Origin of the sequence: Streptomyces sp. NPDC060027, assembly GCF_042737005.1 — a bacterium.
Lineage (GTDB): Bacteria > Actinomycetota > Actinomycetes > Streptomycetales > Streptomycetaceae > Streptomyces.
On the sequence record NZ_JBHWVI010000010.1, the window covers coordinates 53,591 to 76,570 of the forward strand.

A 22,980-nucleotide genomic window follows, 5' to 3' on the forward strand; every position below is an offset into this window, starting at 1 on the left:
AGCCTGCCCGGCGCCGCGGTCCTGGTCGTCCGCTGGGGTGCCGCGCTCCGGCGCCCTCGCGAGGAGAGCGCGGGAGGGCCCGATCAGTGCAGCGTCTCGGACGTCACCAGCGAGAAATACGCTCCGAAGGCCTCGGCCAGCCCGGCGAGGAGTTCCTTCCCCTTCTCGGCGCGGGCCATCGAGGGACGGCCGATGACCCCGGACTCGGTGTAGGCCGACATGCCGAGGGTGAGCAGATGCCGACGGTCGTCGGCGACGAAATCGGAGGTCTCATAACCGTCTTTGACGCATTCCGGATGGGCATGCAGGAGAATGGACGTCTCGATTTCTCCCGCGTGCATATCGGTGAGCAACGACGTCTGCACACCGGCCCGTTCACACGCGCCTTCCCAGTCCTCCATGGCCGGGAAAAGCGCCATGCGCGTACCGGTGCCCGCGGATTCCTGGACTACATTGCCCAACACGTAATTACCGCCGTGCCCGTTGACCACCACCAGGGTGTCGACGCCGGAGCGGCGCAGCGAGGCGGCGATGTCCCGGACGACCGCGTACAGGGTGACGGAGGAGATGCTGACGGTACCCGGCCAGCCGGCGTGCTCGTGGGAGCAGGAGATCGTCACCGGAGGAAGCAGATGCACCGGATAGGCGGCCGCGATCTCCCGCGCGATGGCGCACGCCACGAGTGTGTCGGTCGTCAGGGGCAGGTAGGCGCCGTGCTGTTCGAGACTGCCGACGGGAAGCACGGCGACCTGACGGGCGACACCGGCCCCCCGCTCGCGGACGTCCTCCGTGGTGTCCAGCGGCAGCACACCGGACACCGTCGCGCGCGTTCCCGAACTACTCATGTTTTTCACGGCCCTTTCGACTCTGCTTAGGAACCAGATCATGACAGATAACTTTGGCGTACTCGGCGGGAATGCCCACCTCACAGGTGTCGAACGAGTCGTGATTGCCCCACTGCCCACCGAGTACGGCGATTTCCATGCCGTCGGCTACCTCGACCACGACCGCGGCGAGGAACAAGTCGTCCTCGTCCACGGCGACTTGGACACGCTGCGGGAAGGGGACGTGCTCACCCGGCTGCATTCCGAATGCCTCACCGGCGACGCCTTCGGATCGCAGCACTGCGAGTGCGGCCCCCAGCTCGTCGCCTCGCTGCGCGCCATCGCGGCCGAGGGCCGCGGCATCCTCGTCTACCTCCGGGGTCACGAGGGCCGGGGCATCGGACTGCTCGCCAAGCTGAAGGCGATGAAGCTCCAGGCGGAGGGTCTCGACACCGTCGAGGCGAACGTCGCCCTCGGGCTGCCGGTGGACGCCCGCGACTACCGGGTGGCGGCGGAGATGCTGCACGATCTCGGCGTACGGTCCGTACGACTGCTGTCGAACAACCCGCGCAAGCGTGAGTCGCTGCTGCGCCACGGCATCAAGGTCGCCGAGCAGGTGCCGCTGCTGATACCGCCGTGCGAGGACAACCTCAGCTATCTGCTGACCAAGCGGGAGCGCCTCGACCACTACCTGCCCCACCTGGACAGCGAGGAGTGGACCAAGGCGATCTTCTGCGAATCGGCGAAGACGGTCGTCACCGAGGAATGACCCAGGACGACACCGGCCCGCTGTTCGTCTCGCGGCGTCGATCCCGGCAGCGCGGTGGCCCCGCCCAGAACGCCGCGGAGTGGGCCGTCGGCCGCGCGGCCGGGGAGGCGGGGCTCCGCGCGTGACTTCGGCGCGGTCCGGACGTCGTGATCGTCGCCGCCACGGTGCCCGACCGGTGCCTGCGGCGTGTACCGGATCAACCGGGTGACGCCGAAGCCGAGTCGAGCGGGGCGGAGATCAGGACCGCACCGCCTCGTGCACCAGCCGCTTGAGCTCGGGGAAGACCGAGTGGGAGGCCGTCGGGCGGAGCTGGCTCAGGAACTGCACGGTCAGGTCGCGCCGGGGGTCGACCCAGAAGGTCGTGGTGGCCACCCCGCTCCAGCCGAACGCGCCCTCGCTCGACGGGGCCCGGGTGAGCGCCGGGTCCACCACGACGGAGACGCCGAGGCCGAATCCGAGGCCCGCGTTGCCGGGTTCCTGGTGGACGGGGCTGCCGAAGGAGCGGCGGTCCGCGTTGCCGGGCAGCTGGTTGGCCGCCATCATGTCGACGGTCCCGGGGCGCAGCAGCCGGGCTCCGTCGAGTTCGCCGCGGCGCCGGAGCATCTCCATGAAGCGGTGGTAGTCGTGGGCGGTGGCGACCATCCCGCCGCTGCCGGACAGGAACCGGGGCCGGCCGCGCAGCGGGAGCCCGCGGATCGGAGTGATCCCTCCCTCGTCGTCTTCGCCGTACAACTCGGCCAGTCTGTCCGCCTGTTCGTCCGTGACGTGGAAACCGGCGTCGGCCATTCCGAGCGGGCCGAAGATCCGCTCGTGGAGGAAGACGTCGAGGTCCTGGCCGGACACCACCTCGATGACCCGGCCGAGGACGTTGGTGGCGACCGAGTAGTTCCACTGGGTGCCGGGCTCGAACTGGAGCGGCAGCCCGGCGTACACGTCGCAGGTCCCGGCGAGGTCCGCGCCGGGTGCCACCGACGACTCCAGACCGGCGTCCCGGTAGAGCCCGTCGACAGGGTGCGCGTGGTAGAAGCCGAAGGTCAGACCCGCGGTGTGGGTGAGCAAGTGGCGGATGCGGATGGGCTGTTCGGCCGGACGTGTCGTCGTGTCGGGCCCCTTCCCGCCGACGTGGACGCGCGGCTCGGCGAAGGCGGGAAGGAAGTCGGCGACGCGGTCGTCGAGTCCGAGGCGGCCCTCTTCGAGGAGCATCAGCGCGGCGACCGAGGTGACCGGCTTGGTCATCGAGTAGATCCGCCACAGCGTGTCGCTCTCCACCGGGAGTCCGGCCTCGCGGTCGCGTCTGCCGTAGGTGGTGAGATGGGCGACCCGGCCGTGCCGGGAGACGGCGACCAGGTATCCGGGCAGCCGCCCGTCGTCGACCAGTCGGGCGAAGTGCCGGTCGAGCCGGTCAAGCGCCTCGGCGTCGAGGCCGACCGATCCCGGCTCGACTTCCTGTCGCAGGTGTCCCATGGCTCTCCTCCGGGCTGCGGCTCGTGTTCTTCATCGTCCCGTACGCGCTGGTGACCCCGTCGTCCGGGCTCCCCCGGTCGGCTCTCACGTGTTCTTGTGCCCCGGAAGCCGCAGGGCGAGCAGTGTCCCCGTCGCGGAGATCGCCGCGAGCGTGATCAGCGGGGGACCGATGGCGGTGCCCGGTGTGACCGTCATCAGCGTGGCCGCCACCGCGATCCCCAGGGTGGGCCCGATGTTCATCGCCGTCTGCTGCAGCCCGCCCGCCACACCGGCCGACGCCGCGGAGGCCTGCCGTACGACGACCGCCGTCGCGGTCACCATGACGGTGGCGAAACCGGCGCCCAGCAGCAGGAACCCCAGTCCGATGGGTACGGCCGCCGACGCCTCGTCGAGCCGGGCCAGGAGCAGGACGCCGAGCGTGAGGACGAGCGTTCCGGCCAGGGTGGTCCGCCGCGGGCCGAGCCGGCGCAGGAGCACGGCGGCGACGGGGGCGCCGAGCACCATCGTCACGCCGCCCGGCAGGGCCCGCAGGCTGGTCCGCAGCGGGTCCAGTCCCAGGGTCCCCTGAAGGAAGTAGCTGGCGACGAACAGGGTGCCGAGCATGGCGGCGGAGGCGGCCACCAGAATGCCGAGCGCCGCGCCGATGGTCGCCGAGCCGAGGACGTCGGACGGCACCAGAGGGCTCGCGGCGCGGCGCTCCCGACGTACGAACGCGGCGCCGGAGGCGGCCGCCACGGCGAGTCCGGCCACGGTCGCGGCCGTCCACCCGGCGTCGGGCACGGCGACCAGTGTGTGCACCAAGGCGCCCAGCGCCACGGTGAGCAGACAGGCACCCGGGACATCGAGGCCACCCGCCGCGGCCGGGCGGTCGGTCCCGCTCTCCGCGTCGGCCGGCGCCCGGACGGTGAGCGCGAGCACGCCCATCACCAGCGCGGGCCCCACGTTCAGGAAGAAGACGGACCGCCATCCGAAGTGGCTGACCAGAGCGCCGCCGAGCAGCGGGCCGGCGGCAGCGGCGAGACCGATGGCGCTCGTCCGCAGCGCGATGGGCATGCCGAGCCGGTCGGGCGGGTACGCGGCGCGCAGCATCCCGAGCGTGGCCGGTTGCAGCAGCGCGCCGAAGACGCCCTGCACGACCCGCAGCGCGATGACCCAGCCGATCCCGGGCGCGAGGCCGATCCCCGCCGACGCCGCCCCGAAGCCCAGGATGCCGAGGGCGAAGACCCGTTGATGGCCGTAGCGGTCCCCGAGGCGTCCCGCGAACACCAACAGACCGGCCACCGCGATGAGATACCCGGTGCTGGTCCACTGGACCCGCGCGAACGAGGTGTCCAGATCGCGTTGCAGCGTGGGCTGCGCGATGGTGAGGACCGTGCCGTCGAGGGCGACGATCACGGCACCGAGGACACTGCTGGCGAGGGTGACCCGGCGGTGCGCGGCCGCGGAGGCGGAGACGGAACGGCGTTCGGCGACGGGCGCGTCGGGCAGGTTCACCGCTCCTCCGGTCCGAGGTGCGCGTCGAGCGCCGCGTGCAGCAGCGGCAGGAAGTCGTCGGCGCCCGTGGCGAGCTTCAGGCTGCCCCAGCCCCACAGTTGGGCGATGCCGTGCAGGTTCGCCCAGAGGGCACCCGCGACGATCCGGGCCTCGGCGTCCGGGCGCAGCCGGCCGACGAGGTCCACCAGCGCCCCGAACATCGGCAGGCTGGTCTCGCGGAGCCCCAACCGGTTGCTCTCCAGCAGATCGTGACGGAACATCAGCTCGTACATGCCGCGCTGGGACAGCGCGAAGTCCAGGTAGACCTTCGCCAGGGCGGTGAGCCGGGCACGGGGGTCGGCCCCGCTGTCACCGCCGGCCTCCGCGGCCCGGGCCTGGAGGTCGGTGAAGCCGCGGTGCGCGATGGCGGACAGCAGCTCCAGATGGGTCGGGAAGTAGCGGCGCGGGGCGCCGTGCGAGACCCCCGCCCGACGGGCGATCTCCCGCAGTGTCAGCGCCTGCGCGCCCTCCCTCGTCACGAGATCGACGCCGACGTCGATCAGACGCGTCCTCAGCCCGGTGGTCTCCCGATCATTCATAGACACTGTCTACCAGGCGGCAGTAGACAGTGTCTACTACTGTGCTCGGTGGGAGACGGGTCCCGGGAGGGCGTCGGCGCGGAATGACGTGCCGGATCCCGAGCGTTGAACGAGACATGACTGAGGAAGCGACCCAGGACGCGACGCAGGACGCACTGCTCAAGCTGCTCTCCGAGTACAAGGGTGGGGTGCTGGTCACCCTCAAGAAGGACGGCCGGCCCCAGCTGTCGAACGTCAGCCACTTCTACTACCCCGACGAGGGGATCATCCGCGTCTCGCTCACCGACGACCGCGCCAAGACCCGCAATCTGCGCCGGGACCCGCGGGCCTCGTACCACGTGACCAGCGCGGACCGGTGGGCGTACACGGTCGTCGAGGGCACGGCCGAACTGACGCCCGTCGCCGAGGACCCGCACGACGAGACGGTCGAGGAGCTCATCCGGGTCTACCGGGCCGTCCTCGGCGAACACCCGGACTGGGACGAGTACCGCGCCGCCATGGTCCGCGACGACCGGCTCGTCCTGCGGCTGCACGTGGAGCGGGCGTACGGGATTCCCGGACGCTGAGCCGGAACCTCCGGGCGCCGAGGCGGTGACCCGGCGGCGGCCCGCGGCCGTTCCCCGATCGGCGGGGCCCGCACGGCGTCGCACCGAGTGCCGCGCGGAGCCGGGGCGGGCCCCGGCCCCCCGAGCGGCTCCGCGCGTCGGGGGTCCGGGGTGTCCGCGGGGGGCGTGAACGGCCGCGCGCCGGGTGGGTCAGGCGCTCACGGCCTCACGCCGCACCGCGTCGCCCGCCGTGTCCGCACCGAGCCGCTCGGTCGGCACCGTGTGCGTCTCCCGGGCGGTGAGCGCGGCGATGACCGGGGGCACGCACAGGGCCGCGGTGAACAGGGCCACCGCGGACCAGTCGTCGCCGTCCGGTCCGGCGATCCGCGCGGCGAAGGTGACGGCGAACCCGGCCACGGCGAAGCCGATCTGGGTGCCGATCGCCATGCCGGAGAGCCGGACGCGGGTGGAGAACATCTCGCCGTAGAAGGAGGGCCAGACGCCGTTCGCGGCGCTGTAGACGACGCCGAAGGCGAGGACGCCGAACAGCAGCACCAGGGAGTACGAGCCGGTGGAGACGGCCCACAGATAGGCGGACATCAGGACCGCGCTGCCCGCGGCGCCGATCAGGTAGACCGGGCGGCGGCCGATGCGGTCGGACAGCGTGGCCCAGAGGGGAATCGCGCCGAGGGCGACCAGGTTGGCCAGCGCGCCCACCCACAGCATCTGCGTGCGGGACAGGCCGACCGTGTCACTGGTGCCGTAGGCGAGCGCCCAGACCGTGAAGATCGTGCTGACCGAGGCGATGAGCGCACCCGCGACGACCCGCAGGACGTCCGCCCAGTGCTCGCGGAACAGCACGGCGAGGGGCAGCTTGACGACGCCTTCGGTGGTTGCCTGCCGGGTGAAGGCCGGAGTCTCCTGGAGCGTGCGGCGGATGACGTAGCCGACCACGGCGACGGCGACGCTCGCCCAGAAGGGCACCCGCCAGCCCCAGGAGAGCAACTGGTCCTCGGGCAGCGCGGCGACCGGCAGGAAGACCAGGGTCGCGAGGAGCTGGCCTCCCTGGGTGCCGCTGAGGGTGAAGCTGGTGAAGAAGCCGCGCCGGTCCGGCGGCGCGTGTTCCAGCGTCATCGAACTGGCGCCGGCCTGTTCGCCGGCCGCGGAGATTCCCTGCAGGACGCGGCAGAGGACCAGCAGGACGGGGGCGAGGCCGCCGACCTGCGCGCGCGTCGGCAGACAGCCGATCAGGAACGTCGACAGGCCCATCAGGATCAGCGTGAAGACCATGATCTTCTTGCGGCCCACCCGGTCGCCGAAATGGCCCAGGAAGAGCGCGCCTATCGGGCGGGCCGCGTAGGCGACACCGAAGGTGGCGAGCGACAGGAGCGTCGCGTCGGCCGGGTCGGAGTCGTCGAAGAAGACCTTCGGGAAGATCAGGGCCGCGGCGCTGCCGTAGATGAAGAAGTCGTAGTACTCCAGGGCGCTGCCGATCCAGGCGGCCATGGCGGCCTTCCTGGGCTGGCCTGGAGGCGCGTCGAGCGGGACGGCGGTGTCGGACACGGCGTGCTCCTTCGGGGAACTCCGGGGACGGGAGTGCGGCGAAGCCAGGGGACGGATGCCGGGATCTGAGGCGTACGGGTCGGCCGTGCCGGGAGTGGGTCCAGATGGCGACCGTAGTCCCCGCGGCTAATTAACCCACTGGATAGTTAGTAGCGGATGGCTACGGATGTTGCGCCCACGTTTCCCGGGTGTCAAGGGGTCGTGTCGAAGGATCTTCCCGTGCTTCAGTCCGCAGCGCGGTCCGCGGTCAGGTAGGCGATGACCATGTCGCCGAGCATCGCGCGGTAGTGCTCCCGCTGGTCGGACGCGACCAGATCGCGGCCGAACAGGGCGCCGAACGTATGGCGGTTGGAGACCCGGAAGAAGCAGAAGGCGCTGATCATCGCGTGCAGGTCCACGGCGTCGACGTCGGCCGTGAACAGGCCCGACGCCCGGCCGGTCGCCAGGATCCGGCCGATCACGTCGAGGGCGGGCGAGCCGATCCTGCCCAGTTCCTCGGAGGCCGCGATGTGTTCGGCCTCGTGGATGTTCTCGATGCTCACCAGGCGGATGAAGTCCGGATGCGCCTCATGGTGGTCGAAGGTCAGCTCGGCCAGCCGGCGGATGGCTGCGGCAGGATCCAGATGCTCGACGTCCAGCTCCTGTTCGGCCTGCCGGATCACCGAGTAGGCGCGCTCCAGGACCGCCGTGAAGAGCTGCTCCTTGCCGCCGAAGTAGTAGTAGATCATCCGCTTCGTGGTGCTGGTGCGCGCGGCGATCTCGTCGACCCGGGCGCCCGCGAAACCGGCGCGGGAGAACTCCTGGGTCGCCACGTCGAGAATCTCGGCCCTGGTGCGGGCGGCGTCGCGGATGCGCCCGCCGGGTCGTGCCGGTTCTTCGACGCTGGTCATCGGGTTCCTTCGGGCGAGACGGTCGGTTCCGCGATTCTAGAAGCAGGGCACACCCGGGCGAGGCCGCCCGGGCTCGCTCTCTTCCCTTCGGGACGACGGCTTGATATGACTAACGAACCAGTTAGTACATTAATTGGCCGTCAGTCGGTCACCGCCCGCCCACCGACCTGCCGCCGACCCCACCCTCCGGAGGCCCGCCGTGTCCCAGACCTCGTATCTCGTCGGCCTGATCGGCTCCGGAATCGGGCCCTCCCTCAGCCCGGCACTGCACGAGCGCGAGGCCGACCGGCAGGGACTGCGCTGTCTGTACCGGCTGATCGACATCGACACCCTGGGTGTTCCAGCGGAGGCCGTGGGCGATCTCGTACGCGCCGCACGCGACGTCGGCTTCGACGGACTGAACATCACCCACCCCTGCAAGCAGCTGGTCATCGCGCACCTCGACGAACTCGCCCCGCAGGCCGCGGCACTCGGCGCGGTCAACACCGTCGTCTTCGAGGACGGCCGCGCGATCGGGCACAACACGGACGTCACCGGCTTCGCGGCCTCGTTCGCGCGCGGACTGCCCGATGTCTCCCTGGAACGGGTCGTCCAGCTCGGCGCGGGCGGCGCGGGGGCGGCCGTCGCCCACGCGGTGCTCACGCTCGGCGCGGGACACATCACCCTCGTCGACGCGATGCCCGACCGGGCCGCCTCTCTCGCCGCCGCCCTGAACCGCCACTTCGGCGACGGCCGGGCAGCCGCCGCGACGCCGGACACCCTCGCGTCCCTGCTCACCCGCGCCGACGGCATCGTGCACGCCACGCCCACCGGCATGGCCGCGCACCCCGGGCTCCCGTTCCCGGCCGAGCTGCTGCGCCCCGCGCTGTGGGTGGCCGAAGTGGTCTACCGGCCGCTGGAGACCGAGCTGCTGCGCACCGCCCGCGCGGCCGGCTGCGCGACGCTCGACGGGGGCGGCATGGCCGTCTTCCAGGCCGCGGACGCCTTCCGGCTCTTCACCGGGCGGGAGCCCGACCCGGCGCGCATGCTCGCGGACATCGCCGAGCTGGCCGGCACCGCGGGTGCCCGGAGCTGAGACCCGAGTGGTCATGAAGTGAAGCGACACCGAAGGAGCATCGCCATGCGTACGTCCATCGCCACCGTGTCCCTCAGCGGTTCCCTGACCGAGAAGCTCACCGCCGCGGCCCGGGCGGGGTTCGACGGTGTGGAGATTTTCGAGAACGACCTGCTCGCGAGCCCCCTCACCCCCGAGGAGATCCGGGCCCGCACCGCCGACCTCGGCCTGAGTATCGACCTCTACCAGCCGATGCGCGACATCGAGGCCGTCGCCGAGGAGGAGTTCGCCCGCGGTCTGCGGCGGGCACGCCACAAGTTCGAGCTCATGCGCCGCCTCGGCGCCGACACCGTGCTGGTGTGCTCCAGCGTCTCGCCGCTCGCCGTGGACGACGACGCGCTCGCGGCGGAGCAACTGGGCCGACTGGCCGTCCTGGCCGAGGACTTCGGCGTCCGGGTCGCGTACGAGGCACTGGCCTGGGGCCGGCACGTGAGTACGTACGACCACGCCTGGAGGATCGTCGAGGCCGCCGGTCACCCCGCCCTCGGCACCTGCCTGGACAGCTTCCACATCCTCGCGCGCGGCTCGGACCCCAAGGGGATCGAGGACATCCCCGGGGACAAGATCTTCTTCCTGCAACTGGCCGACGCCCCGCTGATGGCGATGGACGTGCTCCAGTGGAGCCGTCACTACCGCTGCTTCCCCGGCCAGGGCGGCTTCGACCTTTCCGGACTGCTCGCGCACGTCCTGCGCGCCGGCTACCGCGGTCCCCTCTCCCTCGAAGTCTTCAACGACGTCTTCCGGCAGGCCGAGGCCGGGCCGACCGCCGTCGACGCGCGCCGCTCCCTCCTCGTCCTCCAGGAGGCGACCCGGCCCCTCCTGCGGGAGACGGCCGGACTCGCGCGACCGGCCGCCGCCGTCGTGCCGACCGGCGTCGCCTTCGCCGAACTCGTCACGCCCGACGTCGTCCCCGTCGCCGAGGTCCTCGGCGCCCTCGGCTTCACCCGTACGGCGCGGCACCGCAGCAAGCCCGTGGACCTCTGGCAGCAGGGAGTGGCCCGTGTCCTGGTCAACACCGGACCGGCCGCCCGGCGCGACGGCACCGCACTGGCCGCCATCGGCCTGGAGTCGCCCGACCCGGCTGCCGCCGCCCGGCGCGCCGAATCCCTCCTCGCCCCCGTCCTGCCGCGCCGCCGCGCTCTCGAGGACGCGCCCCTCGACGCGGTCGCCGCACCCGACGGCACCGAACTCTTCTTCTGCGCCTCTTCAGGGAGCCCGGCCCCGTCCGGACAGGGGGATTCCCGTGGGGATAGCCGCGGGGATAGCCGTGGAGATTCCCGTGGGGGCCCCGAACTCCGCGGCTGGTCCGGTGACTTCGAGCAGGTCGAACAGCCCGGACGGGACGCGCCCGCCGAACAGGGGCCGGGCGCCGGCTCCGTGACCCGGATCGATCATCTGGCGCTCACCCAGCCCTGGCACCAGTTCGACGAGGCCGCCCTCTTCCACCACAGCGTGCTGGGGCTGAGCGGCCAGGAGAGCGTCGACGTCGCCGACCCGTACGGACTGCATCGCAGCCGTGCCGTCACCAACGCCGACGGAAGCGTCCGTATCGCCCTCGGAGTCGGCCCCGCGCCCACGGACGACGGCGCCCGCGCCCAGCACATCGCCCTCGCCACCGACGACGTGACCGACGCGGCCCGGCGCTTCCGCGCGGCGGGCGGCCGTCTGCTGGCGATACCCGCCAACTACTACGACGACCTGGCCGCCCGGTACGAGCTCGGCGACGAGGAGCTGGCGACGTACCGCGAACTCGGCATCCTCTACGACCGCGACCAGAAGGGGGAGTTCCGGCACTGCTACACCGAGACCGTCGGCCGGGTCTTCTTCGAACTCGTCCAGCGCGACGGCGGATACCAGGGGTACGGAGCGCAGAACGCCCCGGTGCGCCTCGCGGCGCAGCGCGCGGCGGGACGACCGGGGCGCTGACGGCCGGGCCCCCCGGAGCGGACTCGCCGGTTGCGCGGGCGATGCCGGCAGGAGCCTGCCGGCCCGTCCGGACGCGCCGGACCCCGGCCACCAGGGCGACGCGCCCGCCCCACCAGAGTGTCGAGCGAGTCGCGGACGAGGTGCGGCCGGGGCCGGGTCAGCCGGGGGACAGGGTGTCCTACAGGTCGAACTCGTGCGGCGGCAGGTCGAGCGTGAAGCACGCCTCCCGCACGACGGCCTGCTCGGTCTTGTCGAAGTCGCCGTCGGCGCCGCCGATGACGATGCCGATCTGGATGACGGCGCGCGCCTCGGCGGGCTTCTTCTTCGCCTTGGCGATCTCCTGGAGGACGCTGACCTTGCCGAGGGCGAAGTCGGCGGTCAGCTTGTTCAGGTTGTCGTCGAAGCGGCGCTGGAGGTCGATGGCGTCGAAGTTCTGCAGTACCTCGTTCGTGGCGATGAGCTGGGCCACACGCTGCCGCTCGGACGGGTCGATCGAGCCGTCCGCCGCGGCGACGAGCGCGCACATCGCCATGCTCGCGTCGCGGAAGGCTCCGCTCTTCAGATCGTTCTTCTTCGCCTCGAGCTGGGTCTGCATCGTCGACGCGGATTCCTTGATGCGGTCCCACAGAGCCATGAGAACTCCATACGTAGTCAAGGGCCCGGTCCGCCCGAGCGGGCGGACCGGATACCTCTTCGGTTTCTACAGCAACGTAGAAACTAGCGGGCCGCGACGGAAGTTCCCGGCTCGTTCCACGTGGCGATCACCGGATCGCCGTGCTCGGTGGAGAGCCGGCTGACGGTCCCGGTCGCGAGCTGGAACAGCCGCCCCGACTCGGGCGGCAACCCCAGCCGGCGGGCCGTCAGGACGCGCAGGAAGTGCGCGTGCGCCACCAGCACCACATCACCGGGGTGGTTGCAGAGCGCGGCGTCCACCCGGGAGAGCACCCGGTCGGCGCGCACCCCCACTTCCCGCGGTGATTCGCCGGGGTGGCCGTCCGGGCCGGGCGGCACCCCGTCGTTCCAGAGCACCCAGTCGGGCCGGTCCCGGTGGATGGCGCGGGTGGTGATCCCCTCGTAGCCGCCGTAGTCCCACTCGTGCAGATCGGGGTCGATCCGCCCGCCGGACAGGCCCGCGAGCTCGGCGGTCCGTACCGCGCGGTCGAGGGGACTGGTGAGGACCTGGGCGAAGGTGGTCCCCGCGAAGAACGGGGCCAGGGACTTGGCCTGTTCCTCGCCGTGCGAGGTGAGCGGAAGGTCGGTCCAGCTGGTGTGCTGTCCCGTCAGGGTCCACTCGGTCTCTCCGTGGCGGACCAGGATGAGGTCGCCCATGGTCCGCCTACTTCGCCGACTCGACGGCGTGGCCGCCGAACTGGTTGCGCAGCGCCGCGATCATCTTCATCTGCGGCGAGTCGTCCTGACGGGACGCGAAGCGCGCGAAGAGGGACGCCGTGATCGCGGGCAGTGGTACGGCGTTGTCGATGGCCGCCTCGACGGTCCAGCGGCCCTCGCCGGAGTCCTCCGCGTAGCCGCGCAGCTTGTCCAGGTGCTCGTCGCCGTCCAGGGCGTTGACCGCGAGGTCGAGCAGCCAGGAGCGGATCACGGTGCCCTCCTGCCAGGAGCGGAACACCTCACGTACATCGGTGACCGAGTCGACCTTCTCCAGGAGCTCCCAGCCCTCGGCGTACGCCTGCATCATGGCGTACTCGATGCCGTTGTGGACCATCTTGGAGAAGTGGCCCGCGCCCACCTTGCCGGCGTGCACGAAGCCGAAGTCGCCCTCCGGCTTGAGCGCGTCGAAGACCGGCCGCACCTTCGCGATGTTCCCGGCGTCGCCGCCGACCATCAGCGCGTAGCCGTTCTCCAGGCCCCACACACCGCCCGAGACGCCCGCGTCGACGAAGCCGATGCCCTTGGCCGCCAGCTCCTCGGCGTGCTTCTCGTCGTCGGTCCAGCGGGAGTTGCCGCCGTCCACGACCGTGTCGCCGGCCTCCAGCAGGTCGCCGAGTTCGTCGATGACGGTCTGGGTGGGGGCGCCGGCCGGCACCATCACCCAGACCACGCGCGGGGCTTCGAGGCTGCCCACGAGTTCGGTGAGGCTGTGCACGTCGGCGAGGTCCGGGTTGCGGTCGTAGCCGATCACGGTGTGTCCCGCGCGGCGTATCCGCTCGCGCATGTTGCCGCCCATCTTGCCGAGGCCGATGAGTCCGAGCTGCATGGTCAGTTCACTTCTTCCGGAGAGTGCGGTAAGCGGCCACGAGGGCGGCCGTGGAGGGGTCGAGGCCGGGGACGTCCGCGCCCTCGGTCAGGGCGGGTTCGACGCGCTTGGCGAGCACCTTGCCGAGTTCGACGCCCCACTGGTCGAAGGAGTCGATGTTCCAGATCGCGCCCTGGACGAACACCTTGTGCTCGTAGAGGGCGATCAGCTGACCGAGGACCGAAGGGGTCAGTTCCTTCGCCAGGATCGTGGTCGTGGGGTGGTTGCCCTGGAACGTCTTGTGCGGCACCAGTTCCTCGGGAACGCCCTCGGCACGCACCTCGTCCGGGGTCTTGCCGAAGGCCAGCGCCTGGGTCTGGGCGAAGAAGTTCGCCATCAACAGGTCGTGCTGGGCGACCAGACCCGGCAGCAGGTCGGCGACCGGCTCGGCGAAGCCGATGAAGTCGGCGGGGATCAGCTTGGTGCCCTGGTGGATCAACTGGTAGTAGGCGTGCTGGCCGTTGGTGCCGGGCGTGCCCCACACCACCGGGCCGGTCTGCCACTCCACCGGATTGCCGTCACGGTCCACGGACTTGCCGTTGGACTCCATGTCCAACTGCTGGAGATAAGCGGTGAACTTGGACAGGTAGTGCGAGTACGGCAGGACGGCGTGCGACTGCGCGTCATGGAAGTTGCCGTACCAGACGCCCAGCAGACCCAGCAGCAGCGGCACGTTGGCCTCGGCGGGAGCCGTGCGGAAGTGCTCGTCGACCAGATGGAAACCGTCGAGCATCTCCCGGAACCGGTCCGGACCGATCGCGATCATCAGCGACAGACCGATCGCCGAGTCGTAGGAGTAACGGCCGCCGACCCAGTCCCAGAACTCGAACATGTTGGCCGTGTCGATCCCGAAGTCCGAGACCTTCTCGGCATTCGTCGACAGCGCCACGAAATGCCGCGCCACCGCCTCCTGACCGGCCTTCAGCTCCGTCAGCAGCCAGGAGCGCGCGGAGGTGGCGTTGGTGATCGTCTCGATGGTGGTGAACGTCTTCGAGGCGATGATGAACAGCGTCTCCGCCGGGTCCAGGTCCCGCACCGCCTCGTGCAGGTCGGCGCCGTCCACGTTCGACACGAACCGCAGCGTCAGACCACGGTCGGTGAACGGGCGCAGCACCTCGTACGCCATCGCCGGACCCAGGTCCGAGCCGCCGATACCGATGTTCACGACGTTCTTGATGCGCTTGCCGGTGTGCCCGGTCCACTCACCCGAACGGACCCGCTCCGCGAAGCCCGCCATCTTGTCCAGGACCGCGTGCACGGCCGGTACGACGTTCTCCCCGTCGACCTCCACCACCGCGTCCCGCGGCGCCCGCAGCGCGGTGTGCAGCACCGCCCGGTCCTCGGTCACGTTGATCTTCTCGCCCCGGAACATCGCGTCCCGCAGCCCGAACACATCGGTCGCCGCGGCCAGCTCGCGCAGCAGCCGCAGCGTCTCGTCGGTGACCAGGTGCTTCGAGTAGTCGACGTGCAGATCGCCGACCTGGAGCGAGTACCCGGAGCCGCGCCCGGGGTCGGCCGCGAACAGGTCGCGCAGATGGGTGTCCGCGAGCTCATCGCGGTGCTCGGCCAGAGCGGTCCACTCGGGCGTGTGGTTGAGCCGGGTACGGCTTTCTGCGTTCATCTCGGACTTCCGCCTTCTTCCTGCCTGTGCTGCTGCGTACCTTGCCCCGCTGCCGGTCCCAACCTAATTGATCAGGGCTGGACGTGAGCTGTCGTGGCGCCGTCCTCCGGCTCGACAACAGATACGTCCCGCTCGACCACAGGTATCAGCGCGATGACGGCGAGGGCGATGGGCAGGGCCGCGAACAGTGCCGGTCCGTTCAGCCCGCAGGCCGCCGCGACCGCGCCGCCCGGCAGGGCACCGAGCGGGGCGCCCGAGTCCGAGGCCGTGCGGAGCGCCGGGCTGACGCGCCCCCGCCATGGATTACGGGCTGCGCTGCTGCATCAGCGTGACCCGGGTTGACGTTCCGCACCCTGTTCATCGGGCCGAGCAGCGGCACGGGGCTCATGAGCAGGCCGTTCGACGCGTGCCCGAGCCCGACGGCCAGGGCGGAACAGGCGACCAGCGTGCCGCGCACGGTGTCGACGGCCCACGTCGCGCGCCGGCCCACATACGGCTGTTCCACGCCGCCGGCGCTCACCGACGCGCGTCCCGGCGCGCAACAAGACCCGGGCACGACACCGGTATCCGGGCACGGCGGCTCAGGCGACGAGGCCTCGCCCCGTTGGCGAAGCCGTCGCTCGGGCGCCGTGAAACTGCTCCGGCCAGGCACCTGTGGGCGCCCGGCCGGTTCTCAAGTCCTAGATCTCGCCCCGCAGTTTGGCGAGCGCCTCGGCGAGGATCGCCTCGCCGTCCGCGTCGCTGCGCCGCTCCCGCACGTACGCGAGGTGCGTCTTGTACGGCTCGGTGCGCGGCGGGTCCGGCGGGTTGTCCCGGTCCTGTCCGGCGGGGAAGCCGCAGCGCGGGCAGTCCCAGGTGTCGGGGACCTGCGCGTCGCTGGCGAAGCTGGGCTGCGTCTCGTGTCCGTTGGAGCACCAGAAGGAGATGCGCAGCCGCGGCGCGGACTCGCCGCGCTCGGCCTCACCCATCGGCCCCGCCCCGACCCGGCTTCCTCGGATCGCGTTGCCACTTGCCACGGTCGTAACTCCCTGCGTGATGGTGCCGCGAAGCGAGTCGGCGTGACGCTTCGCTGCGAGCCGCCTCAGTCTACGTAAGGCCCAACGCGCGTCCAGTGATTGGAGTTACATCCCCACCCCTAGACGCAAGCCCCATGATAGGCCGCGCCTGAGGGCGCGTACCGGACATGGGGCCTTACGTGCGGAATGTGCTTGCGTAATGTGCAGTTGTGCTGCCGTACCGATGTAGGGCGGTGATCAGTTGTTGATCTTCATCAACACGCCGAGCACGACAATGCACGCGAACCAGAGCAGACCGATCATCAGGGTGATGCGGTCGAGGTTGCGCTCGGCGACCGAGGAGCCGCCGACGGACGACTGCATGCCGCCACCGAACATGTCGGACAGGCCGCCGCCCTTTCCCTTGTGCATCAGCACCAGCAGCATCAGCAGCAGGCTGAAGACGATCAGGGCGATCGAGAACCCCAAAACCACGGCTGGACCAACTTCCTCGGAACTGGATGGACGACGGGGGCCCGGTGCAACGGCACCAGACCCCCGCAAGGGTACGACGAATCGCCGCTACCGCATACTTACTGGTCGCGGAACCGGGCGATCTTGACGAACTCGTCGGCGTCGAGCGACGCGCCACCGACCAGAGCGCCGTCGATGTCGGGCTTCGCCATGATCTCGGCGACGTTTCCGGACTTCACCGAGCCGCCGTACTGGATGCGGACCCGGTCGGCCAGCTCCTGGGAGTACAGCTCGGCGAGCTTGGCACGGATCGCGGCGCAGACCTCCTGCGCGTCGTCGGCGCCGCAGACCTTGCCGGTGCCGATGGCCCAGACGGGCTCGTACGCGATCACGACGGACTCGGCCTGCTCGGCCGGGATGTCCTTGAGACCGCCCTCGACCTGCGCGAGCGTGTGCGCGACGTGGTTGCCCGCCTCGCGGACGTCCAGCTCCTCGCCGACGCACAGGATCGGGGTCAGACCGTGCTTGTAGGCGGCCTTGACCTTGGCGTTCACGACGTCGTCGGTCTCGTTGTGGTACTGCCGGCGCTCGGAGTGGCCGACGGCCACGTACGTGCACTTCAGCTTGGCCAGCATCGAGCCGGAGATCTCTCCGGTGTAGGCACCGGAGTCCTGCGCCGAGAGGTCCTGGGCACCGTACTTGATCTTGAGCTTGTCGCCGTCGACCAGGGTCTGCACGGAGCGCAGGTCGGTGAAGGGCGGCAGGACGGCGACCTCGCAGGCCTCGTAATCCTTGTCCGCCAGGGCGAAGGCGAGTTTCTGGACGTGCGCGATGGCCTCGAGGTGGTTGAGGTTCATCTTCCAGTTGCCCGCCATCAGCGGCGTGCGCGTGCTCATCTAGGTCAGTCCTCCAGTGCGGCGAGGCCGGGGAGCGTCTTGCCCTCGAGGTATTCGAGGGAGGCGCCACCGCCGGTCGAGATGTGGCCGAATGCGTTCTCGTCGAAACCGAGGGTGCGCACCGCGGCTGCGGAGTCACCACCGCCGACGACGGTGAAACCCTTGGACTCGACGAGGGCCTGGGCGACCGCCTTGGTGCCCTCGGCGTAGTCGGAGTGCTCGAAGACGCCCATGGGACCGTTCCAGAACACGGTCTCGGCGTCGGAGAGCTTGGCTGCGTACAGGGCACCGGTCTTCGGGCCGATGTCCAGGCCCAGCTGCCCCTCGGGCATGTGGTCCGCGTCGACGGCGGTGTGCTCGGTAGGCGCCTTGGCCTTCAGGTCCGGGAATCCGGGGGCGACCACGACGTCGACCGGGAGCACCAGCTCGACGCCCAGCTTCTCGGCGCGCTCCATGTACTCGGTGACGGCCGGGATCTGGTCCTCCTGCAGGAGGGAGCTGCCGACCTCGTAGCCCTTGGCCTTGAGGAAGGTGAAGGCCATGCCGCCGCCGATGAGGATGCGGTCTGCCTTGCCGAGCAGCTGGTCGATGACGGCGAGCTTGTCGGAGACCTTGGAGCCGCCGAGCGCGACGACGTAGGGCCGCCGGACGTCCTGGGTGAGCTTCTTCAGGACGCCGACCTCGGTGGCGATGAGGTAGCCGGCGTAGTGCGGCAGTCGGGCCGGGAGGTCGTACACCGAGGCGTGCTTGCGGTGCACGGCGCCGAAGCCGTCGCCCACGTAGACATCGGCCAGGGCGGCGAGCCGGTCGGCGAACTCGCCGCGCTCGGTGTCGTCCTTGGACGTCTCGCCGGCGTTGAAGCGGAGGTTCTCGATGACCGCGACCTGACCGGGCTCCAGGCCGTTCACCGCGTCGTGGGCGGCGGGGCCGACCGTGTCCTGCGCGAACGCGACCGGCGCGCCGAGCAGTTCACCGAGGCGCTCGGCGGGCTGGAGCAGGGAGAAGGCCGGGTCCGGGGCGCCCTTGGGGCGGCCCAGGTGCGAGGCGACGATGACCTTGGCGCCCGCCTCGGCCAGGGCCTTGACGGTGGGCAGGACGGCGCGGATGCGGCCGTCGTCGGTGATGAGGCCATCGGCCAGCGGGACGTTGAGGTCGGCGCGGACGAAGACCCGCTTGCCGTCCACGCCTTCGGCGAGAAGCTCGTCGATCGTCTTCATAAAGGGACTCCTAGGGAAGGCTCTTCAGATCCGAGAGGGCGGATCGATCACTACGTAGCACAGGGCCCGGACAGCGCGGCGTCGCGCTGCCCGAGCCCTGGCTCACATCGAGGTGCCTGCTCTGGGAATTAGAGCTGGCCGCCGACGAAGACCGTGAGGTCGACGAGGCGGTTGGAGTAGCCCCACTCGTTGTCGTACCAGCCGAGGATCTTCACCGTGTTGCCCTCCTGGACCATGGTCAGGGAGGAGTCGAAGGTGCAGGACGCCGGGTCGCCGACGATGTCCGAGGAGACGATCTGGTCTTCGGTGTACGCCAGGAAGCCCTTGAGGTCGCCGTCATCGGCGGCCTTCTTGAACGCGGCGTTGACCTCGTCCTTGGTGACCTCGCGCTGCAGCGTCACGACCAGGTCGGTGGCCGAACCGGTCGGGACCGGGACGCGCATGGCGATGCCGTCCAGCTTGCCCTTGAGCTGCGGGAGGACCAGGGCGGTGGCCTTCGCGGCACCCGTCGTGGTCGGGATGATGTTCTCGGCGGCGGCGCGGGCGCGGCGCAGGTCCGAGTGCGGGAAGTCCAGGATGCGCTGGTCGTTCGTGTACGCGTGAACCGTCGTCATCAGGCCCTTGACGATGCCGAAGTTCTCGTCGAGAACCTTGGCCATCGGCGCCACACAGTTGGTGGTGCAGGAGGCGTTGGAGATGATGTTGTGGTTCGCCGGGTCGTACTTGTCCTGGTTGACGCCCATCACGATGGTGATGTCCTCGTCCTTGGCCGGAGCCGAGATGAGGACCTTCTTGGCGCCGCCGGCGATGTGCTTCTCGGCGTCGGCCTTCTTCGTGAAGATGCCGGTCGACTCGATGACGATGTCGACGCCCAGCTCGCCCCACGGGATGTCCGAGGGGTTGCGCTCGGACAGGACCTTGATGGTGTGACCGTCGACGGTGATCGTGTCGGCGGTGTGCGACACCTCGGCCTTGAGGCGGCCCAGGATGGTGTCGTACTTCAGAAGGTGGGCGGTGGTCGCGGTGTCACCCAGGTCGTTGACAGCCACGATCTCGATGTCAGCACCCTGCTCCAGCAGCGCGCGGAAGTAGTTACGACCGATGCGGCCAAAGCCGTTGATGCCTACGCGGATCGTCACGAACCGATCTCCTCGTTAGGTACGCCGACTCAGATGTCGGCGAGTTGTATGGGATGTCCCCGACCGCCTCCGACCCTACCTCCCTGGAGCCCCCGGAGTGACATCGAGTAGGGCCATACACGGCAGGGCGATCCGTACCCGCCAGTAGGGGTACGGATCACCCACGCCGTTCAGGCGATGGTCACACGCAGTCAGCTGCGCAGTGCCGAGAGCGCCTTTCCGATCAGAGCCGCGCGGTCGGCCGCCGCGGTGACGTGTTCCAGGCCGAAGCCCAGCAGTACGGAGTCGTCGGTGGTGACCGCTCCGTATGTCTTGAAGAGCTCTCCCGTGCGCGCCCAGTTCCGCAGAACGGCCGGGCTGCCCGCGGGAGGCCCGGCGACGCTCCAGGCACCGAACGACGACTCGAAGCCCTCCGTCTCGGTGGCGGTGCCGCCGACGACGAGGGAGGCGTTGTCGACGAGGAGGCCGTGGCCGCCCGCGCTCGGGTCACTGATGTAGCTGAACGAGACCTCGACCGACTTGCCGGCGTACGCGCTCAGGTCGAACTCGACCTGCTGCCACCCGCTGGAGGCGCCGGTGAGGCTGTTCCACGAGCCGCTGGTGCCGGTGCCGGTGCAGCCGGCCGCGTTCACGGTCAGGTAGTGCTTGATCCACGGGTGCTCCCGGGCGAGGAAGCCGGCCTCGCACTCGGTGGGAACGGTGGCCGAGGTGGCACCGCCCGCCTCGGGCAGCGTGGTCCAGTCGTCGGCGCCGGTCGTGTGGACCTCGACGACCGCGTGGTCGTAGCCGGGTTCGGTGTCCCACAGGACCTGGGAACGGAGCGTCGGCTTGTCGGCCGCGCCGACCCCGGTGAGGTCGACGGTGCGGGTGAGGCGCTTGTAGGCGTCGTCCGTGTGGACCGCGGCGGCCATGTAGGAGCCCGCGTACGGCCCGTACGGGTTGACGGTCCCGGTGAACTGGCCCGCTCCCGCGCTGGAGGCGAACTGCGGGTACTGCGTGGCGGCGAGCGAGTCCGAGGTGACGCCGTAGGTGCCGGCCGCGTTCAGCGGGTTGCCCGGCGCGGCGCCGAGTGTTCCCGTGGCGCCGCCGAGCTTCCCCGAGCCGGTGAAGCCGCTGGCGCCGGGGGTTGAGGTACGGGAGTAGGCGCCCAGGTAGTACTGGCTGAAGTCGTTCGAGAGGGTGCCGCCCCCGAGGTCGACGCTGCCGCCGGCGAGCTCGCCAGCCTCGACCAGCTTGCCGCCCTCGTTGAGGAAGGCCCGCAGCTGGAGCTGGGTGGCGTTGCCGGGCCGCAGGGCGCCCGTGTAGTGGACGACGGTCCCGAAGTGGCCGAGGACGCCGAGCGCGTCCGGAGCGCCCTGGGTGGCGACGTCCCAGACGAGGGCCTTCCTGCCGTTGGCCTTCAGCGCGTCGACGTACGTCTGCGCCTGCGTGGCGGCCGCGCCCTCCTCGGCGACCACGAGCACGTCGGCCCGCGGCCGTTCGGCCACGGTGTACGTGAAGTGCGGGCCGGAGGTGGGCCTTCCCTTCCTGGTCTCGCCGGTGAACCAGACCTCGACCTTGTCACCGGGGTCGCCGTCCTTGACCTTGGCGCGGTACTCGTCGAAGTAGAGGTTGTCGTAGCCGCCGTAGGTCTCGCCGCCCTTCCACCGCCTGAGCGCCATGTCGAGCGTACGGCCGCCGTTGACGCAGTACTTGAGCTCCTTGTCGCGTACGGACCTGCGGGCGACGACGGAGATCTCCTGGTCGGCGCCGCGGGAGTACGACGTGGAGAAGGTGGCGGGGGTGAAGTCGGGGGCCGCGATGCCGACCGAGGAGGACGGCTGGTCGGGGTGGGCCGCCGTCTCGGCGACGGAGAGCGCGAACGGGACGTTCTTCTCGAACTCCTGCTCGATCAGCTTCTCGTCGTCCGGGAAGGTGAAGACGGAGGCGCAGTCCGCCGCGTTCCAGGCGTCGTCCGGGTCGAGGTCCGACACGGTCTGGCAGGTCGACATCTCGGGGGTGAACAACGCCGTGCCGTTGACGTTGCCCGCGTGGCCGTCCGCCTCGCCGTTGGTGGTGTAGAGCTCCGAGGAGACCTGGGGGTGGTAGCCCGGGATCGCCGAGTTCTCGGGAGTTCCGGCGAGCGCCTTGTAGAGCACGTCGTCCGGGGTCGGCGTCGCCACCTGCCAGCCCACTCCGTAGAGCAGCAGTTCCGCGGCGGAGTGGTAGTTGATGCCGTACGCGAAGCCGACGCGCTTCTCAAAGGCGTCCAGGGCCTTGGTCTCCGGCTCGGAGGCCGGACTCGTGCCGCGGTAGGTCTCACTGGTGGGGTTCGGCGACGATCCCTCGTCGTCGTAGCCCCACTTGTAGGCGAAGTTGCGGTTGAGGTCGACGCCGTCACCGGTGGAGATGACGCCGTCGCCGTTGACGTCCCGCAGGTTCTTGCGCCACTGACGGGTGTCCTCGTCCTGGAACGTGTAGTCGTAGCCGTCGGGGTTGGCGGACAGCACGAACCACAGCTCGGTGGAGTCGACGATCTTCTTGACGCGTTTGTCGGTCGCGTAGTTGTCCAGGTAGTAGTGCATCAGCCGCCGCGTCATCTCGGGCGTGATCCACTCGCGCGCGTGCTGGTTGGACATGTACAGCACCGACGGCTTGGCGCCGTCCTTGGACTTCTTCGCGCCCTTGGTCAGTTTGAGCGCGAGGATGTCCTGGCCGTTCACGGTCTTGCCGATGGAGACGACCTTGGTCAGGCCGGGGTTGGCCTCACCCGTCCTGATGATCTCCTCCTGGAGGTTGCCCTTCCCGCTGTACGGGCGGAACACTCCCTGGGCAGCGTCCTCGACCCGGTTCTCGGCCTTGGCGGAGAGCGTGTGCTCGGTGAGGTCGACGCCCTGCTTCTCCAGCTTCCGGGCCTGCTTGTCCGTGACGTAGACCTCGACCGTGCTCCGGCCGTTCTTCCACGTCGCGTCGCCGAGTTCGTGACCGTCCTGGCCGGCCGCGAGCAGCAGGGGTACCTGCTGCTTCGTGACCTCCGCGCGGAACACCTTCACGGCGTTCGCGTCGGGCTTGGGTGAACTGTCGTTCTGCGCCCGGGCGATGGGCGCCATCGCCGCACCGCCCAGCAGGAGCGCGCCGGTAGCGAGGATCGCGCTCGCTCTTCGTCTCATGAGCCCCCCTTGCACTGGTCCGCCACAGCAGCGAACAGATGCCAGGCTCATGACACTTCATGGTCAAG

The 22,980-nt window shown here is 70.2% G+C and carries 21 protein-coding genes; 5 read left to right on the top strand and 16 right to left on the bottom strand.

The features are described 5' to 3' along the window. Positions 1–83 precede the first annotated feature (83 nt). The gene (locus ACFWBT_RS04505) at positions 84–845 is read right to left on the bottom strand and encodes a creatininase family protein (protein ID WP_351545601.1); all 762 of its coding nucleotides are present in this window, start codon (positions 843–845) and stop codon (positions 84–86) included. Between the two features lie 40 nt (positions 846–885). On the opposite strand from ACFWBT_RS04505, the gene ribA reads away from it, so the two are divergent. Both ribA and ACFWBT_RS04515 read left to right on the top strand, forming a co-directional pair. Continuing rightward, positions 886–1,593: a GTP cyclohydrolase II gene (gene ribA / locus ACFWBT_RS04510; protein WP_385695781.1), complete on the top strand. Its 708-nt coding sequence runs from the start codon at positions 886–888 to the stop codon at positions 1,591–1,593. Next, on the top strand, positions 1,590–1,718 hold the full coding sequence (locus ACFWBT_RS04515; RefSeq protein ID WP_385695782.1) for a hypothetical protein: 129 nt from the start codon (positions 1,590–1,592) through the stop codon (positions 1,716–1,718). Before ribA ends, ACFWBT_RS04515 begins: the two co-directional genes overlap by 4 nt. Before the next feature lie 112 nt (positions 1,719–1,830). On the opposite strand, the gene ACFWBT_RS04520 is transcribed toward ACFWBT_RS04515, so the two are convergent. The 3 genes from ACFWBT_RS04520 to ACFWBT_RS04530 all read right to left on the bottom strand — a co-directional run bounded on the left by ACFWBT_RS04520 (position 1,831) and on the right by ACFWBT_RS04530 (position 5,129). Then, on the bottom strand, positions 1,831–3,057 hold the full coding sequence (locus tag ACFWBT_RS04520; RefSeq protein ID WP_385695785.1) for a serine hydrolase domain-containing protein: 1,227 nt from the start codon (positions 3,055–3,057) through the stop codon (positions 1,831–1,833). 84 nt (positions 3,058–3,141) lie between these two features. Continuing rightward, positions 3,142–4,551: an MFS transporter gene (locus ACFWBT_RS04525; RefSeq protein ID WP_385695788.1), complete on the bottom strand. Its 1,410-nt coding sequence runs from the start codon at positions 4,549–4,551 to the stop codon at positions 3,142–3,144. Continuing rightward, the gene (locus ACFWBT_RS04530) at positions 4,548–5,129 is read right to left on the bottom strand and encodes a TetR/AcrR family transcriptional regulator (RefSeq protein WP_385695790.1); all 582 of its coding nucleotides are present in this window, start codon (positions 5,127–5,129) and stop codon (positions 4,548–4,550) included. Before ACFWBT_RS04530 ends, ACFWBT_RS04525 begins: the two co-directional genes overlap by 4 nt. Before the next feature lie 116 nt (positions 5,130–5,245). Here ACFWBT_RS04530 and ACFWBT_RS04535 point away from each other — a divergent pair, with 116 nt between their 5' ends. Further along, a complete protein-coding gene (locus tag ACFWBT_RS04535) occupies positions 5,246–5,695 on the top strand; it encodes a PPOX class F420-dependent oxidoreductase (RefSeq protein ID WP_385695793.1) in 450 nt (149 codons plus the stop codon). 189 nt (positions 5,696–5,884) lie between these two features. Here the strand turns inward: ACFWBT_RS04535 and ACFWBT_RS04540 are convergent, their stop codons facing one another. Further along, the gene (locus ACFWBT_RS04540) at positions 5,885–7,180 is read right to left on the bottom strand and encodes an MFS transporter (protein ID WP_385695843.1); all 1,296 of its coding nucleotides are present in this window, start codon (positions 7,178–7,180) and stop codon (positions 5,885–5,887) included. Between the two features lie 281 nt (positions 7,181–7,461). Next, positions 7,462–8,127 carry a TetR family transcriptional regulator gene (locus tag ACFWBT_RS04545; RefSeq protein WP_385695795.1) on the bottom strand — a complete coding sequence of 222 codons (666 nt, stop codon included), beginning with the start codon at positions 8,125–8,127 and terminating at the stop codon, positions 7,462–7,464. A 199-nt stretch (positions 8,128–8,326) separates the two neighbouring features. Between ACFWBT_RS04545 and ACFWBT_RS04550 the strand changes: the two genes are divergently transcribed. Together ACFWBT_RS04550 and ACFWBT_RS04555 are read left to right on the top strand one after the other, a co-directional pair. Next, positions 8,327–9,202 carry a shikimate dehydrogenase gene (locus ACFWBT_RS04550; RefSeq protein WP_385695797.1) on the top strand — a complete coding sequence of 292 codons (876 nt, stop codon included), beginning with the start codon at positions 8,327–8,329 and terminating at the stop codon, positions 9,200–9,202. Between the two features lie 45 nt (positions 9,203–9,247). Continuing rightward, a complete protein-coding gene (locus ACFWBT_RS04555; protein ID WP_385695799.1) occupies positions 9,248–11,167 on the top strand; it encodes a bifunctional sugar phosphate isomerase/epimerase/4-hydroxyphenylpyruvate dioxygenase family protein in 1,920 nt (639 codons plus the stop codon). Positions 11,168–11,345: 178 nt separating this feature from the next. Here the strand turns inward: ACFWBT_RS04555 and ACFWBT_RS04560 are convergent, their stop codons facing one another. The 10 genes from ACFWBT_RS04560 to ACFWBT_RS04605 form a co-directional block, all read right to left on the bottom strand. Next, entirely contained in the window at positions 11,346–11,801 is a 456-nt protein-coding gene (locus ACFWBT_RS04560) for a tellurite resistance TerB family protein (RefSeq protein ID WP_385695802.1), read from the bottom strand. An 83-nt stretch (positions 11,802–11,884) separates the two neighbouring features. Then, on the bottom strand, positions 11,885–12,496 hold the full coding sequence (locus ACFWBT_RS04565; RefSeq protein ID WP_385695805.1) for a histidine phosphatase family protein: 612 nt from the start codon (positions 12,494–12,496) through the stop codon (positions 11,885–11,887). 7 nt (positions 12,497–12,503) lie between these two features. Then, positions 12,504–13,382: a phosphogluconate dehydrogenase (NAD(+)-dependent, decarboxylating) gene (gene gnd, locus ACFWBT_RS04570; protein WP_385695808.1), complete on the bottom strand. Its 879-nt coding sequence runs from the start codon at positions 13,380–13,382 to the stop codon at positions 12,504–12,506. A gap of 7 nt (positions 13,383–13,389) precedes the next feature. After that, positions 13,390–15,042, bottom strand: coding sequence for a glucose-6-phosphate isomerase (pgi, locus tag ACFWBT_RS04575; protein ID WP_385695811.1), 1,653 nt, complete (start codon positions 15,040–15,042; stop codon positions 13,390–13,392). Between the two features lie 680 nt (positions 15,043–15,722). After that, positions 15,723–16,058 (bottom strand): RNA polymerase-binding protein RbpA, encoded by a 336-nt coding sequence (locus ACFWBT_RS04580; RefSeq protein ID WP_003957010.1) that lies wholly within the window; start codon positions 16,056–16,058, stop codon positions 15,723–15,725. A gap of 237 nt (positions 16,059–16,295) precedes the next feature. Further along, the gene (gene secG / locus ACFWBT_RS04585; protein ID WP_261703385.1) at positions 16,296–16,532 is read right to left on the bottom strand and encodes a preprotein translocase subunit SecG; all 237 of its coding nucleotides are present in this window, start codon (positions 16,530–16,532) and stop codon (positions 16,296–16,298) included. Positions 16,533–16,630: 98 nt separating this feature from the next. Beyond that, a complete protein-coding gene (gene tpiA, locus ACFWBT_RS04590; protein WP_385695814.1) occupies positions 16,631–17,407 on the bottom strand; it encodes a triose-phosphate isomerase in 777 nt (258 codons plus the stop codon). A 5-nt stretch (positions 17,408–17,412) separates the two neighbouring features. Continuing rightward, positions 17,413–18,624, bottom strand: coding sequence for a phosphoglycerate kinase (locus ACFWBT_RS04595; protein WP_385695817.1), 1,212 nt, complete (start codon positions 18,622–18,624; stop codon positions 17,413–17,415). A gap of 128 nt (positions 18,625–18,752) precedes the next feature. Beyond that, the gene (gene gap, locus ACFWBT_RS04600) at positions 18,753–19,763 is read right to left on the bottom strand and encodes a type I glyceraldehyde-3-phosphate dehydrogenase (protein ID WP_266757460.1); all 1,011 of its coding nucleotides are present in this window, start codon (positions 19,761–19,763) and stop codon (positions 18,753–18,755) included. Positions 19,764–19,954: 191 nt separating this feature from the next. Continuing rightward, the gene (locus tag ACFWBT_RS04605) at positions 19,955–22,912 is read right to left on the bottom strand and encodes a M14 family zinc carboxypeptidase (protein WP_385695821.1); all 2,958 of its coding nucleotides are present in this window, start codon (positions 22,910–22,912) and stop codon (positions 19,955–19,957) included. Between the last annotated feature and the right edge of the window lie 68 nt (positions 22,913–22,980).